The sequence below is a fragment of the Roseateles oligotrophus genome, assembly GCF_025717515.1.
Taxonomy (GTDB): domain Bacteria; phylum Pseudomonadota; class Gammaproteobacteria; order Burkholderiales; family Burkholderiaceae_C; genus Paucibacter_A; species Paucibacter_A oligotrophus.
In genome coordinates, this window is the sequence record NZ_JAJIRN010000009.1 from 235,122 (window position 1) to 248,699 (window position 13,578).

Sequence of the window (13,578 nt, forward strand, 5' to 3'; positions counted from 1 at the left end):
TGCCTACGCAAGTCTGCTTGTCTCTCGGCTCTTCGGCCTAGCTTTTCGGGTAACGCTTCAAGATCGAATCGAAATGCTTGCGGTGGGCGGAAAGCAGGCCGGCGCCATCTTTCTTTTCCAGCATGTCGACGATTTGCAGGTGATCGAGGGCGGTGGCCTCCATCGCCCAGGGGTCCGTCGCGGGTTGCGTTGCGGCGTTGTGCATATTGTTGAAGATGCTCCAGAACAGGTCGATCAGCGACAGCAGGAAACTGTTGTTCAGGCTGCGGTACATCTCGACATGGAAGGCCCTGTCCTCTTCCTCGAAGGTTTGATGTGCCCGGGCCTTGACCAGCATGGTCTCGGCAAGCGCGCGCATCTTCACAACGCTCTCCGGCGCGATCTGCTCGATCACTGTGGGAATGGCACCGAGCTCCAGAAAGGTTCGTACATGGAGCAAGTCCTTGACCTGGGCATCGCCTGCCACCAAGGAGTAGGGCAGGTTTTCGAGAATCGAGTCAAAGGAGAAGGCCTTGACGAAGATGCCTTCGCCATGTCGTGACTGGATTACCCCCAGGGATTCAAGAGCCTTGACAGCCTCTCTGAGCGACGGCCGGCTGATGCCGAGCTCCTCGGCAAGCCAGCCTTCGGGCGGCAGCCTATCGCCGTCCTTCAAGCCCTTGTTGTCTATGAACTGCTTGATCTCAATTTGGGCCCGGCGGTAGGCCGGTACGCGATTTGACGACATAAGTGAACTCCAGTTGTCTCAACTACTGACTGAATCGGTTCCTCTGACCCGGCCAAACGGTTGACTCAGCCGATCCTCAGCGTTGGGGAGAGGGTTGCAACAAGCATCACATCTCTGCCCATTGCCGATCTCTCGCTTGATACAGATGGTCGCTCAGATATCAGATGTCTGATATTAGGGATTTCACTTAGTCAAAGCTTCAAGTAAGCGCTGACTGCACAGCCAAACAGGAACATTTTTTCGGTGCCGCTCCGACAGCGCAGGAAGCCATCGCCTAATGGTCTGCAAAGTCAGCTTTAGGGCAGTGAGGTCGCCTGTTTGGACTGCCCCTTGAAGTCGGTTGCGTGAATTGATCGAGCCAAGGCGAATACCCGCAATGGGCACTTTGCTGTCGCCCGTCAATGCCTGCTGTGCGTCCTGAGTTGCCGCAAGCCATCGAGACATGGGCCTCGATGAGCAAGCTCGATCGAAGCTCTGCCCTACTGAAACGCCACCTCCGCAAAGCTCCTCAACTTGCGGCTGTGCAACTGGCTCAAAGGGCTGGCGCGCAGCAGCTCGACGGTGCGCATGCCGATGCGCAGATGCTGGTCGACGCGGGCGCGGTAGAACTGGTCGGCCATGCCGGGCAGCTTGATCTCGCCGTGCAGCGGTTTGTCGCTGACGCAGAGCAGGGTGCCATAGGGCACACGGAAGCGAAAACCATTGGCGGCGATGGTCGCACTCTCCATGTCCAGCGCGATCGCACGGCTCTGGCTGAAGCGGCGCTCGGGGCCGCCATGGCGATCGTTGGGTAGCAACTCCCAGTTGCGGTTATCGGTCGAGGCGACGGTGCCGGTGCGCAAAAGCCGCTTCAGCTCCGGGCCGCTGAGCTGGGTCACATCGGCCACCGCCTGTTCCAGCGCCACCTGGATTTCGGCCAGCGGCGGGATTGGCACCCACAGCGGCAGCTCTTCGTCCAGCACATGGTCTTCGCGCACATAGGCATGCGCGAGCACATAGTCACCGAGCTGCTGGCTGTTGCGCAGGCCGGCGCAGTGACCCAGCATCAGCCAGGCATGCGGGCGCAGCACCGCCACATGGTCGCTCATGGTCTTGGCATTGGCCGGGCCGACGCCGATATTGATCATCGTGATGCCGCTGCGATCACGCCTTATCAGGTGGTAGGCCGGCATCTGCGGCAGGCGCGGCAGCGCGGCGCCCAAAGCATCTTCCGCCTCGGCACTCAGGCCAACGCGGCGCGTGATCAGGTTGCCGGGTTCGACCAGGGCGATGCAGTCGTCCAACTCATGCGGCTGGGCCGGGTCGGGGGCTTGCTGCATCAGCTCGCGGCCCATGCGCACGAACTCGTCGATGTAGAAAGGGTAGTTGGTGAACAAGATGAAGTTCTGAAAATACTCGGCCCGCGTGCCGGTGTAATGGCGCAGGCGCTGCAGCGAATAGTCGACCCGCGGCGCGGTGAATAGCGACAAGGGTTGCGGGGCACCGGGGGTCAGGTCTTGCGTGCCATTGGCAATGCCGTCGTCCATCGCGGCCAGGTCGGGCAGATCGAAGACCTCGCGCAACAGGCGGCGGCGCTCCGGCGACAAGGACCCTTCGAAATGCTCATGCTCGCCGAGCGCAAAGTGCAATGGGATCGGCTGGTTGCTGCTGCCCACCTCGAGCGCTTCGCCGTGGTTGTCCAGCAGCAACTGGAACTGCCGGCGGTCATAGTCGGCGAACAGATCGGGGCGGGTCAGCGTGGTTTCATAGTTACCGACGCCGTCCACAAAGCCGTAGGCCAGCCTTGAGCCGGGCGCGGCGCCGCGATTGGAGCGCAGGCGCAGGCGCACAAAGGGGTAGCAGGCGCGTACTTTGGGGAGGTCTTCGCCGGCCACAAAACGCTGTAGGGCCTGGCGCAAATGCAGCACGCTGGCCGCATAAATCTGCTGCGCCTGCGCTTGCGCGGCGGCGGCGTCCTTGTATTGGACGGGGGCGAAAAACGGCGGGCTGAAACTCATCATCGGGCTCCTTGTTTGGGACCCTCTGCAAAAACCCCTTCGGGGCGGGCCTTTGCGGGTGCTGGCCGGCGGTTCGCGCCTTGCCCTGCATCCCGCAAAGATCCCGCCGCGGCCAACGGGGGTTTGCAGAGGGTCCCTCGGCGCCGATTGTGGCGCTCCGACCGAGCCGTTTTGGCGATTTCAGTCCTGCTTGAGCAGAAGATATTCCAGCTCGCCGCGGCCCAGGCCTAGATCTAACAATTCACGGCCGTCCAAGCCGCGCAGCTCGGCCCGCATTTGCGCATCGCGCTGGCGCTGCAGCCAAGCGGCGCGCAGGGTTTGCAGGAAGGGGAATGCCTTTTTTACGAGTGTCATGGTGTTTCTCCGTTGTCTTGGCATGCATCTTCCGATTTAAGATGAGTGTTGAAAAGTTGAATGATCTGACCGTTTAATTCAGGAAAGCTGATGCGAGCCTTGAACCTGGACCAACTGCGCACCCTGGTCGCGATTGCCGACCTGGGCACTTTTGCGGCCGCCGCGCAGGCCTTGCACTTGGCCGCGCCGACCGTCAGCCTGCACATCAGCGAGCTGGAGTCGCGGCTGGACGCCGCCTTGCTGCTGCGCGGCAAACGCGGTGCGCAGTTGACCTCGGCTGGCCAAGTCTTGGTGCAGCGGGGTCGGGTCTTGCTGCGCGATGCCGATGAAGCGATCGAGCAGGTGCGCCGCCATGCGCAGGGGCGGGCCGGCAAGGTCAGGCTGGGCTCATCGACCGGGGTGGTGGTGTATTTGCTGCCGCAGGTCTTGGCGATGCTGGCGCAGCAATACCCGGACATTGATGTCGAAGTCAGCGTGCTCGGCAGCAAGGAGACCTTGGCGCGGCTGGAGGCCGGCAGCCTGGATCTGGGCGTGGTGACGCTGCCGCTGCCGGGCGCGTCGCCCTTGCAATGCACGCCCTGGCGCAGCGATCCGATGATGGCTTATCTGCCGGCCGATTGGGTGGTGCCGGACGCCATCACGCCGGCCTGGCTGGCCGACAAGCCCTTGATCTTCAATGACAGCTCGACGCAGATGTACCGGCACACGATGAGCTGGTTCGGCCAAGCCGGCTTCAGCCCGACGGCCCGCATCGAGCTGAACTTCACCGAGGCGATGAAGAGCCTGGTGGTGGCCGGCTATGGCGCGGCGATTCTGCCGCTCGAACAGGAACAGGCGCCGCATGCCTTGGGCGTGCATGAGGCCATGCAGATGCGCCCGCTGCGGCCGGCCATGAGGCGCGAGTTGGTGCTGGTGCATCCCGCGCATGAGTTGTTGCCGGCCGGCGCGCTGCCGGTCCTGGAGGTCTTGAGGGAGTTCGCACAGGCTTGACCCTTGAGGGCCTGGGCTTGCGTTTCGTCGCTTGCCCGGTTGATTCGTCGCCTTGCGCCGCGTGGCTTTGGATGGTCTTTCTACAGTGAAGACTCGATTCACCCATTCCGCAGCCTGTCATGCCTAACTTCAAAATCACCTGTATGGCGATCACTCTCGCGCTGGCCGTCGGCCGGCCGGCCTTGGCCCAGCAAATTCACGTCAGCCCGGCCGCCGAGGTCGTGGAGGGCACGGCGCTGAGCCTGCGTCTGAGCGAGTTGCCGCCGCTGACTTCGATCCGGATTGTCAGCAGCCGCTTGGCGCGCGGCATGATCCCGCAGCAGCCCCATCAGGCTCAGGCCCGGTTCACCAGCAATGCCGCCGGCGAGTTGGACCTGAACAGCCAGGCGCCCGACAGCGGCAGCTACACCGGCGCCGATGTGCGTGGCCTGTTCTGGTCCATGCAGCTGGCCGCACCCAGGGCGAGTTTGCCGCCGCTGGACCCCAAGCAGCAAGGCGAGGTCTGGCTGCAGGCCTATGCCGGCGAACGCCTGCTGGTGCAAAAGAAACTATGGCTGCAACCGTTCGCGCCCGAGGTGCAGAGCCGGGCGGTCGTTGACTTTCCCGGGGCCCGCTTTGCCGTCGGCCCCGGTGCTCATAAACGCGGCGCCATCATCGTGCTGGGCGGCTCGGAAGGCGGCTCCATCGCCGCCCGCACGACCACGCCGCTGCTGGCCTCGCAGGGCTATGCGGTGCTGGGCCTGCCCTACTATTCGCCGCCGACCTGGGGGGCCAAGGGCATGGAGCCCGCCGAGCTGCCTGGCCTGCCCAGCTCATTTGCGGACATCGAGTTGGACCGCCTCAATCAAGCGCGCGAGTGGCTCGGTCGCCAGCCCGAGGTGGACGCTGAGCGCATCGCTGTTTATGGCGTTTCCAAGGGGGCGGAGTTCGCGCTGGCCGCCAGCGCGCGTATGGCCTGGATACGCGCCGTCGTGGCCTATGTGCCCTCGGATGTGATTTGGGAAGGTTGGGGCATGGGCGTGCCTGAGGCGGACACAAGGTCGTCCTTTGCCTGGCAAGGCAAGCCCTTGCCTTGGCAACCCTACCAGGGCATGGCGGCGGAGTCGGCCGGCTTCGCCACTGGCGCGGCCGTGCATATCCGCCGGCCTATGGACCAGGGCCGGGTCGCTCACCCCGAACGGCTGGCGGGCGCGCGCATCGCGGTGGAGAACTATCGCGGCCCGCTGCTGATGGTCGCCGGCAGCGATGATCAGATGTGGGACTCGGCCGGCATGGCGCGCAATATCGAGGCCAGTCGTCAGGCCCAGGGCTTGCCCACCATCAGCCTGATCTACCCCGGCGCCGGCCACGCGCTGTCGTCCAGCGGCTGGGCGCCGACCACCGGCCACAACCTCGGCCCAATGAAGCTGGGCGGCAGCCCCGCCGTCGATGCGCAGGCGCAGGCCGACGCTTGGCCGCAGGTGCTGGCCTTCCTCAAGCAGCATCTGGGCCAAGCGAAGCCGTGATCGGCTCCTTGCCCGATCGCTCAGCGCGAACGCAACTCGCGCGTTGTCTGCTCGCGCTCGTTCAGGCGTTGCTGCGCCGACAGCGGCCGCACCTTGCCGGCGGCCAGGGCGGCCTGATCCAGGTTGGCACCCCAGGTCTGGCCGGGCCGGAGCAGAAGTGGCGCAGCCAGCGTGTCGATCAAGGCCGCATCGACCCAGGGCATCGCCTCGGCCAAGACCAGTTTGGCGCGCGGCTTGATCGCCGCCTCGCCGATGCGGCCGCGTTGGCCCCAGCTAACAGTCAGATCGGCGCTGAGCGCGCCGTCCAGCAGCTTGTCCGTCACCGCATAGTCGCGCAGCACACCGTAGCGCAGCTGCATCATGGTTTCTTCCGCCAGCATCGCCGCGTCCTCGCGCGAGAAGGCCTCGCCGTCGGGCACCGAATAGGCGTAGTCATCGCTGACCCGGTCCGTGCTGAAGAAGTGGACGATGTCGCTGGGCGTGTAGGAAATTTGCAGCGGCGTCGGCGTTGCGCCAAAGGACAGCACCTTCGCCAGGCCCTGCAGCTCGCTCGAATAGAAAGGGAACTGCTCATGCAGGCTTTGCGACAGGCCACGCGCAGGGCCGGCCTGATAGACCCGTTTGTCGGTGGGCAGGCCGGCGTGCAGGCGCGGCGGCATGAAGTCGGCCGCATGGGTCAGCTCGTGATACAGCAGGCTGCCGAGCGCAAAAGTCACTTCACCCAAGGGGCGGCTCAGGCGCGGTTCGCGCGCCAGGCTGTTGTAGGCGTGCTGGTTGTCCTTCACATAACGCCAAGGTGAAGCGAATCCCAGCAGCGCACCATTGTTGCTGCGCGGGTCCGGCGACTCGCTGACCGTGTCACGCTGTTCCGGCGTTAGCCACAGGCTGCTGGCGTCGAGGTAGATGGCGCCGGTGGCGCTCCAGTAGAAGGCCGGCCGCACCCGCCCGCCGATGACGATGGCCGTGACGCTGGCCAGCATGCGGCGATAGTCGCCGAATTTATCTTCCTCGCGCAAAAAGCGCTCGAACAACTCGCCCATCCAGTCGTTCGAGACCAAGACCCGCTGCATCACCTGCTCGACCGTCGGTACTTGGCCCGCCGTGGCTTGACCCAGCAAGGGCAGCTTGCCCAGGGTGCACAGATTGCTGTTCGTCAGGCGCGGGTTGTAGACGCATTCGTCTAGCGCTGTGGCATAAGGACCCTGGGCCAGATAGGGGTAGACACGGCTGGAAGGGGCCTTGGCGCTGAAGAGCGGATCGGCCGGAGCGCCCGGCAAGGGCCCTTGCACCAGCAGATTGAACTGAGCGTTGAGCTTGCTGCCATTGGCCAGGGTGATGCTGGCTTGCAGGCGCAGCATTGCATCGGCCGCCGTTGGCGGCGCGGTGAACACCACACGGCGGGTATTGGTCTCGCCCAGGTCTGCGCTCGGACCCTCCAGCTGGCTCCATTGCACCGTGGCCAGGCTCCAATCGGCCTCGCTGAGTTTGGCGCTGGTGACGCGCAGCGAGGTCTTGCCGCCGGCCAGCACCGAGGGCTCGCCGCGCACAAAAATGGCTGCGTCGTCGCCGAGCGCTGCCTTGGCCTCCAGTTGCACGCTTTGCAGATGGCTGCCGCCTTGGCCGTCTTGATAGCCGAGATCGAAGCGGTAGCTCTGCCCGACGACGGGGTCGAGCGTGATCGCTTGCGAGCGTGCCGAGAGCAGGTTCAGCGTCGTGCCGGCGGTTTGCTTCCAGCTCAAAGCCTTCAACTCTTTGCCGCTGCAAGCGAGCAGTGCGATTTCGGTGTTACGTCCCTGCAGCGGAGCGGCCTCCTGCACCAGCTTGGCGACCGAGCCGGGCTGACATTCGGCGCTCAAGGGCGGCACGGGCAGCGTGGGCGTGGGGATGGGCGTGGGCTCCGCTGGGCTGCTATCACCGCCACCGCCTCCGCAGGCACTCAGCAGCAAAACCTGCGCCAACAAGGCCATGGTCAACGCTCGCCGCCGAAAATTGCCGAATATCTTTGCCGTCATTTCGAGTTAGCTCCCTCAAGCCCTGGATCAATCGTTGGCCGGGCGCTGCTCGCCCGCCGGCCTGTTTTTTCGTGTCAAACTGGCCCGATGTTACAAGCTGCCGCGCGTCGCTTTCGGCCGCTGGGTCTCCCCTTCAGATTGCTGCTGATCAGCGACAGCTTGATGCTGCTGTCCATGATGGTTGGTCACGTGGCCGTGCCTTGGTGGGTGGCGACCGAGGGTGGCGCGGCCGAGCTGGCGATCTTCGCGGCGACGCTGTCGGCCGCCTCCTTCATTGCCCTGCCGCTGCTTTCGCCCCTGGGCGACCGGGTCTCCAAACGAATCTTGATCGCCGGCGGCCTGGCGCTGATGGCGCTCGAATCGCTGGTGTTGGCCGCGCTGGCTCAGGCCGGCATCTACCACCTGGGCTGGATCATCGGCCTTGAGTTGCTGTCGGTGGTCGCGATGGCGGCCATCATGCCGGCCTCGTTCAGCATCGTGGCCGAGTTGCTGCCGGGCGAGCAGCTGACCGAAGGCCTGGGTTTGCAAAAAAGTGCGCAAGCGGTCGGGCGTCTGCTCGGGCCGGCTTTGGGCGGCGCGGTCTTGGCGCTGGCCAGCACGGCCGCCGCGCTCTGGCTGCATGCCGGCCTGCTCTTGGCGGCGGCCTGGCTGGCCAGCCGTATCAGCGCCGCGACCCCGACCGCAGGCGCCCAGGCCAGGCATTGGTTAAGGGACTTGCGCGCCGGCTTGGTGGCCAAGTGGAAGATCCCGATGGAGCGTGGCTGGACCTTTGTGTCGTCCTGGGTGTGGCTATTTTTCGGCCCCGGCATCGGCATCTTGCTGCCGCTGAAGGTGCAGTCGCTGGGTCTGTCGGCGGCTTGGCTGGGGGCTTGCGAGGCCAGCCTGGCGGCCGGCATGCTGCTGGGCTCGCTCGGCGGCTCGGTCTGGACGGCGCAGCGGATTGGCCGCTTCAACGCCAGCTTGGGTGCGATTTTGCTTGAGGGCGTGACCATGATCGCCATCGGCTTCAGCCATCAGCCGCTGCTGATCGTGTTCGGCTTCGCGCTGTTTGGCTTGGGCATTGCTACCGTGCAGATGGTCGGGCAGACCCACCGGATGTTGGCCATGCCGCAGGCCTACCGGGCGCGCATGACGGCGGTCAACATGATGGTGATGCAGGTGGCCGGCACCTTGGGGCCAGGTCTTGCCGGCGTCAGCCTGTTGCACATGAATGTGGACTGGGTCTACGGCCTGTTTGGACTGGGCCTGTTTGTGGTCGGCCTGGCCTACCTGAAGGTGCCTGGCTACCGGCGTTTTTTGAACCTCCCCCACGCCGAAGCCGAGGGGGCCTATGCCCGCGACTACCCGGCGCTGTTTCGCTGAAACGAGTTCAGGCTTGCCGGCGACCGGCAATCAACACCGGTGGCAGCTTTTGTGGCTGTTCTTGCTGCAGCTCTTGCGCCTGCGCCGTCATTTCACGCGCCAGCCGTTTGTCTACCTTTTGCTGTGTCGCAGCTTGATCGGCCAGATTCATGCCGAGCACGGCCGAAGCGGCGATGGCGCCCAAGGCGGTCAGCAAGGTGGTCAAAAATTGGTAGTGGCGGGTGGTGTTCATGGCTGCGGCTCCTTGGTGTTGAGGGGGCTCCTCTGTTGCAATGTCTGCAGTGTCTACAAAGCCCTTGTCCGGCGCCAGAAGCAGGCGACGAAGCGCAGGCTTTGGCGTGCGAACTGAGATTGGCAGCGATGAATGGTGCGGGCTACTCAGCGATAGCTGTTCAGCATGCGGGTCAGCGCGCCGCTGCTCTCCAATCGGGTGATGGCCCGGTTCAGTTCATTAAGCTTGAGTCCACTTCGCCGCGACAGGGCGCAGGGCATCACGTAGCGTGACAGCTGAAAATCCGGATGCAGGGCCGCCGTCAGCACACCTTGACGGCGCTGATATTCGACATAGAGCTGATTGGCCACGGCATGCTGCATGCGGCCCAGGTTCAGCTTGCGCAGGTTGGCCCCGGCATTGGGCGCATCCTCACGTACAAAGTCGCTGCCAAGCGCTCGCTCCAGATCCGGGTAGACAAAGCCATTGACGGTGCCAAGCGGCAGCCCGCGCAAGTCGCCCAATGTCCGCGGCCGGACAGCGCTGCGCAGGCTCAAGATCACCTCGCCGTCCGGCAGCACAGGCAAGCTCCAATCGAAGGGCCCGGCGAACCATTGCGGTAGTAGGGCACAGACGATATCGCCCTCGCCACTCTCCAGCGCGGCCGCGACGCGCTTGCGTGGCAGGACCAAAAATCGCGCATCGCGGCCCAGTTGCCCGGCCAGGGCGTTGCCTAGATCAAGGTGCAGGCCGGCGACCACTTGCCTGTTCTGCAGCCGCGCCCAGGGCATCTCGGTGCTGGTATCGACGATCACACGCAAAACAGGGCGCGCGGGATCGACCGCGAACGCCGCTGTTGCGATCAAGAGTCCGCCGACAAAAACCAAGGCGCGATGCATCATTTCGCCTGCTACGAGTCTTCGTACGGGGAATGATAATCGCCGGCTGCGGAGGCCGGCGCTTGCTTGTATGGCTTTGTTCTCGGCCGTCCTTTGATGGCGAGCCCGACCCGATCAGTAGCTATCGCCGAAGGCAAAGATCGGCTTGCGCGTCTTCCATTGCCCTTCGGTGAAGTCCGGGAAGGGGAGGGTCTTGAAGCCCTCGGCGATCGACTGTTCGGACAGTGGCGTGATCGCGCTCCAGGCCACCGCGTCATAGACGTCGATCGGCATGGGCGCGTCGGCCTTCAAGGCCTCGATAAAGGCATTGATGACAAACCAGTCCATGCCGCCATGGCCGGCCTCGGCCGCGGTGGCCGCATGCTTCTTCCATAGCGGATGCTCGAACTTGTCCTGGTAGGCCTGGAAGTCCTCCCATTGATGCGGCTTGCTGATGCCCTCGAAGTGCACCGAGTGGTTCACATCCATCCACAAACCGTTCGTGCCCTGCACCCGGAAGCCGAGCGAATAGGGGCGCGGCAGCGAGGTGTCATGCTGCAACAGGATCGTTTCGCCGTTCTCGCAGGCCAGCGTGGTGGTGATGATGTCGCCGAGCTTGAATTTGACCTTGGCCGAGGGGTGCTCTGGCTTGCCCGACTTGTTGGCGACATAGTCATGCAAGCCGCGCGCCTTGCTGGCGAAGGCATTGATATGGGTGAAGCGGTTGCCGCGGTGGATGTTCGCGTACATCGCGCAGGGGCCGATGCCATGGCTGGGGTAAAGCTCGCCATTGCGCTCGACCGCATGTTGTGTGCGCCAGCGCGCCTCCGACCAGCCCTTGTCACCAAACTCGACGCCGCCGCCATAGGGCTTGGCCGGCTCGCCGGAATTGAATTTGACCGCGCGCAGATCATGCTGATAGCCGCCCTGCAAATGCACCAGCTCGCCGAACATCTGCGCCCGCACCATCTGCAGCACCGCCATCACATCGCGCCGGTAACAGACGTTCTCCAGCAACATATACGGTGTGCCGGTGCGCTGCTGGGTGCGCAGCACATCCCAGTGATCTTGCAAGGAAACGCCGGCCACCACCTCGCAGCCGACCGCGACTTTGGCGTTCATCGCGTCTATCGACATCGCTGCATGCAGCTCCCAGGGCGTGGCGATGATGACGGCGTCCAAGTCCTTCTTTGCCAACAGCTGCAAATAGGCGAGCTTGTCACCGCTCTCGCCAAAGGTCTGCGGCTTGGGGCGCTGGAACTTCTCGGCCATCGCCAGCGCCCGGCCCAGCATGATGGGTTCGATATCGCACAGCGCCACCACGTCCACATCGTCGCGGCGCAGCAGTTCTTTCAGCAAGACCTGACCCCGCATGCCGGTGCCGATCAGGCCGACGCGCAGGCGCGGGCGGGCGGCGGCTTGAGCGGAAAACGCAGGCGTCAGCAGTGCCGATCCACCCAGGGCGGTGGTGGAGGAACGGAGGAAATTTCTACGGTTCATGGTCATGGAGGCAATAGGAAATGGAGCTGCAGTCAGCTGAGCTTACGTGATCGTGCCAGCCCAGCCAGCAGGGCTAAACCCAAGCTGAATAGAGCATAACTGGCCGGCTCAGGCACAGCGGCGGCGGCCGTCCAGTCTATGGCGAGCCGGCCGGACTGCCAGCGCCCATCGGGGCTCAGGCCATCCGACGCCGCTTCGCTGAATTCCAAGCGCAAGATGCCATCGGCGCCGACGCTGAAGTCCAGGCCCTGATCGAGCAAATCGATCGAGCCGGCAAAGGCTTGGCTGCCGGCAAAGTCGCTGCCGGCGCCGGGCGCAAACAGCAGGCCGGCGCTGCTCGTCTGCGAGCCGCTCAGGCTCAGTTGCAGCTCCGACAGCCAGCTCGGGTTGTAGGCCTGCAGATCGACCTGCCAGCTGAGGCTGTTGATATGGGCCAGCGCGCCGAGATTGAAGCTGAGGACGGTGTTGGCGGCCGAGCCGATCACGTCCTGGCTATTGATGCCGCTGACATCCAGCGTCAGCACCTCGGCGCTGGCGGGCATGGCGATGGACGCCGCAGCGGCGAGTGCCAAGCAGCCACGAGAGAGATATTTCTTCATCATGATGGGCATCTCAGGTCAGGGCAGGGTATCGATTTGCACGGTCGGCTTGGACCCGGTCAGCGGGCGCGTGAAATATTGGCCGGCCGTTACCGTCTCATTGAAGAAGCCGCCGTTGCGCAGGAAGAACTTGCCGCTGGCGTCAACGCCGCCGGCGTAGTCCAGCCGCTGCTTGTTGGCGCCGGTCGAGTCGACCGTGAAGCGGGCGCGGTTCAGCTCCTTCCATGTGCCGTCTTTGTTGACCGCCCATTGCTGGCCGTGCAGCATCTTGCGTTCGCGCCACCCTTGCTCGCCGTCGAAGTTCTCGGCGAAGGCGTAAAAATCGGTCAGCCAGCTTGTGATGTTAGGGCGGGTCCAGGTGGCAATGAAATGCCATTGACCGTCCTCGGGTGCGAAGAACCAGGCCGAGTACAGGCTGGCGCCCTGGCCGTCGGGCCGCACGCGGGTTATGAATTTATAGGTGTTGCCGGCGATCCAGGGGTAGAGCAGGTAGGACTGGCCGCCGGTGCCTTCGCCACCGAAGTCATTGACGACCACGTCCGGGCCTTTTTTGACCAAGGTGGTCTTGCCGCCGCCGTCCTCCGGGTCCCAGACCGAGAACAGCACGCGGCGCTCGTCCGGCCCGTTCACCTGTATGCCCATATAGCCTTGGCCGAAGCCATTGGCCATGAAGTAAGAGCCGATCGGGTCTTCGCCGACCGGGATCTGCAACTCGCTATAGGCGTACTCGGTATTGGCCGGGACGGCATAGGACAGGTGCACCGAAGGGCCACGGCGCGACCAGTAATAGTCTTCCGGCGCATTGGCGTAGAGCAGGCCGGTGGCGGCCGTGCCGCTCAGCTCGATCGCGGTCAATTTGCCGAACTCCGCGCCGGTGCGCTTGAGGCCTTGCACATCGATCTTGACGTAGCCGGCCTGGGCCACGTCCACGGTGGCGAGGCTGGTGAACTGGCCGTTGATGGCTCCATTCCCTGCGGTCAGGCGCTGCGTAAAAGTTTTGCCCAGCGCGGTGATGCGCACGGTGCTGACGCCGCCATCCGGCGCGCTGCCCTTGAGCACGATATTGAACTTGCCCGGCTGCGCGACCCGCACATAACTGCTGATCACGGTGGCCGGGTCGGTCCAGTCCATCAGCCCGTCTTCATTCGAAATCCATTCGGTCGTGTCGGGGCCGGCTGCGGTGATGTAGGCATTGCCGCCGAGGGCGATTTGTGGGGCGCGGGCTTTGGCGAGCGCTGCTGCCGGGGCCGCCAAGGCATGCGCTGTCGGGCCTGCGGCGACTGCGGGCGCCGTCAACGCAGGCGCCTCGGCTTCGGCTACGCTGCCGCCGCCACATGCTGCGAGCGACAGCAGCAATAAGGCGCTGAACGTGAGTTGCCGTGCAGGACGGGCCGGCTCGACGGGCGAGACGGGTTCGATTGCGAGATGCTGGTGCATGGGCTG

12 protein-coding genes are annotated in these 13,578 nt (G+C 64.4%); 3 read left to right on the forward strand and 9 right to left on the reverse strand.

The genetic code is table 11. The features are described 5' to 3' along the window. Positions 1 to 37: 37 nt before the first annotated feature. From LNV07_RS20240 to LNV07_RS20250, 3 genes are all read right to left on the reverse strand, one after another. A complete protein-coding gene (locus LNV07_RS20240) occupies positions 38 to 727 on the reverse strand; it encodes a FadR/GntR family transcriptional regulator (RefSeq protein ID WP_263572992.1) in 690 nt (229 codons plus the stop codon). A gap of 479 nt (positions 728 to 1,206) precedes the next feature. Continuing rightward, positions 1,207 to 2,724 carry an AMP nucleosidase gene (locus LNV07_RS20245; RefSeq protein WP_263572993.1) on the reverse strand — a complete coding sequence of 506 codons (1,518 nt, stop codon included), beginning with the start codon at positions 2,722 to 2,724 and terminating at the stop codon, positions 1,207 to 1,209. A 180-nt stretch (positions 2,725 to 2,904) separates the two neighbouring features. Beyond that, a complete protein-coding gene (locus LNV07_RS20250) occupies positions 2,905 to 3,078 on the reverse strand; it encodes a DUF1127 domain-containing protein (RefSeq protein ID WP_263572994.1) in 174 nt (57 codons plus the stop codon). 90 nt (positions 3,079 to 3,168) lie between these two features. On the opposite strand from LNV07_RS20250, the gene LNV07_RS20255 reads away from it, so the two are divergent. Further along, the gene (locus tag LNV07_RS20255; RefSeq protein ID WP_263572995.1) at positions 3,169 to 4,068 is read left to right on the forward strand and encodes a LysR family transcriptional regulator; all 900 of its coding nucleotides are present in this window, start codon (positions 3,169 to 3,171) and stop codon (positions 4,066 to 4,068) included. A gap of 143 nt (positions 4,069 to 4,211) precedes the next feature. Further along, positions 4,212 to 5,573 carry an acyl-CoA thioester hydrolase/BAAT C-terminal domain-containing protein gene (locus LNV07_RS20260; protein WP_263572996.1) on the forward strand — a complete coding sequence of 454 codons (1,362 nt, stop codon included), beginning with the start codon at positions 4,212 to 4,214 and terminating at the stop codon, positions 5,571 to 5,573. 20 nt (positions 5,574 to 5,593) lie between these two features. On the opposite strand, the gene LNV07_RS20265 is transcribed toward LNV07_RS20260, so the two are convergent. Beyond that, positions 5,594 to 7,585, reverse strand: a complete 1,992-nt coding sequence (locus tag LNV07_RS20265; protein WP_263572997.1) for a hypothetical protein — start codon at positions 7,583 to 7,585, stop codon at positions 5,594 to 5,596. A gap of 87 nt (positions 7,586 to 7,672) precedes the next feature. Here LNV07_RS20265 and LNV07_RS20270 point away from each other — a divergent pair, with 87 nt between their 5' ends. Next, positions 7,673 to 8,947 (forward strand): MFS transporter, encoded by a 1,275-nt coding sequence (locus LNV07_RS20270; protein WP_263572998.1) that lies wholly within the window; start codon positions 7,673 to 7,675, stop codon positions 8,945 to 8,947. A gap of 7 nt (positions 8,948 to 8,954) precedes the next feature. Here LNV07_RS20270 and LNV07_RS20275 read toward each other — a convergent pair whose 3' ends face one another. The 5 genes from LNV07_RS20275 to LNV07_RS20295 form a co-directional block, all read right to left on the reverse strand. Beyond that, a complete protein-coding gene (locus LNV07_RS20275) occupies positions 8,955 to 9,179 on the reverse strand; it encodes a hypothetical protein (protein ID WP_263572999.1) in 225 nt (74 codons plus the stop codon). Between the two features lie 146 nt (positions 9,180 to 9,325). Next, positions 9,326 to 10,060 (reverse strand): substrate-binding periplasmic protein, encoded by a 735-nt coding sequence (locus tag LNV07_RS20280; protein WP_263573000.1) that lies wholly within the window; start codon positions 10,058 to 10,060, stop codon positions 9,326 to 9,328. A gap of 111 nt (positions 10,061 to 10,171) precedes the next feature. After that, on the reverse strand, positions 10,172 to 11,536 hold the full coding sequence (locus LNV07_RS20285) for a Gfo/Idh/MocA family protein (protein WP_263573001.1): 1,365 nt from the start codon (positions 11,534 to 11,536) through the stop codon (positions 10,172 to 10,174). Positions 11,537 to 11,568: 32 nt separating this feature from the next. Further along, positions 11,569 to 12,138, reverse strand: coding sequence for a PEP-CTERM sorting domain-containing protein (locus LNV07_RS20290; protein WP_263573002.1), 570 nt, complete (start codon positions 12,136 to 12,138; stop codon positions 11,569 to 11,571). 15 nt (positions 12,139 to 12,153) lie between these two features. Beyond that, positions 12,154 to 13,572, reverse strand: coding sequence for a DUF3472 domain-containing protein (locus LNV07_RS20295; protein ID WP_263573003.1), 1,419 nt, complete (start codon positions 13,570 to 13,572; stop codon positions 12,154 to 12,156). Positions 13,573 to 13,578 lie beyond the last annotated feature (6 nt).

What these genes read in the sequence shown, in the direction of transcription:
- LNV07_RS20240 (WP_263572992.1), bottom strand. Translation starts at nt 727, where the DNA reads ATGTCGTCAAATCGCGTACCGGCCTACCGCCGGGCCCAAATTGAGATC.
- LNV07_RS20245 (WP_263572993.1), bottom strand. Translation starts at nt 2,724, where the DNA reads ATGAGTTTCAGCCCGCCGTTTTTCGCCCCCGTCCAATACAAGGACGCC.
- LNV07_RS20250 (WP_263572994.1), bottom strand. Translation starts at nt 3,078, where the DNA reads ATGACACTCGTAAAAAAGGCATTCCCCTTCCTGCAAACCCTGCGCGCC.
- LNV07_RS20255 (WP_263572995.1), top strand. Translation starts at nt 3,169, where the DNA reads ATGCGAGCCTTGAACCTGGACCAACTGCGCACCCTGGTCGCGATTGCC.
- LNV07_RS20260 (WP_263572996.1), top strand. Translation starts at nt 4,212, where the DNA reads ATGGCGATCACTCTCGCGCTGGCCGTCGGCCGGCCGGCCTTGGCCCAG.
- LNV07_RS20265 (WP_263572997.1), bottom strand. Translation starts at nt 7,585, where the DNA reads ATGACGGCAAAGATATTCGGCAATTTTCGGCGGCGAGCGTTGACCATG.
- LNV07_RS20270 (WP_263572998.1), top strand. Translation starts at nt 7,673, where the DNA reads ATGTTACAAGCTGCCGCGCGTCGCTTTCGGCCGCTGGGTCTCCCCTTC.
- LNV07_RS20275 (WP_263572999.1), bottom strand. Translation starts at nt 9,179, where the DNA reads ATGAACACCACCCGCCACTACCAATTTTTGACCACCTTGCTGACCGCC.
- LNV07_RS20280 (WP_263573000.1), bottom strand. Translation starts at nt 10,060, where the DNA reads ATGATGCATCGCGCCTTGGTTTTTGTCGGCGGACTCTTGATCGCAACA.
- LNV07_RS20285 (WP_263573001.1), bottom strand. Translation starts at nt 11,536, where the DNA reads ATGAACCGTAGAAATTTCCTCCGTTCCTCCACCACCGCCCTGGGTGGA.
- LNV07_RS20290 (WP_263573002.1), bottom strand. Translation starts at nt 12,138, where the DNA reads ATGATGAAGAAATATCTCTCTCGTGGCTGCTTGGCACTCGCCGCTGCG.
- LNV07_RS20295 (WP_263573003.1), bottom strand. Translation starts at nt 13,572, where the DNA reads ATGCACCAGCATCTCGCAATCGAACCCGTCTCGCCCGTCGAGCCGGCC.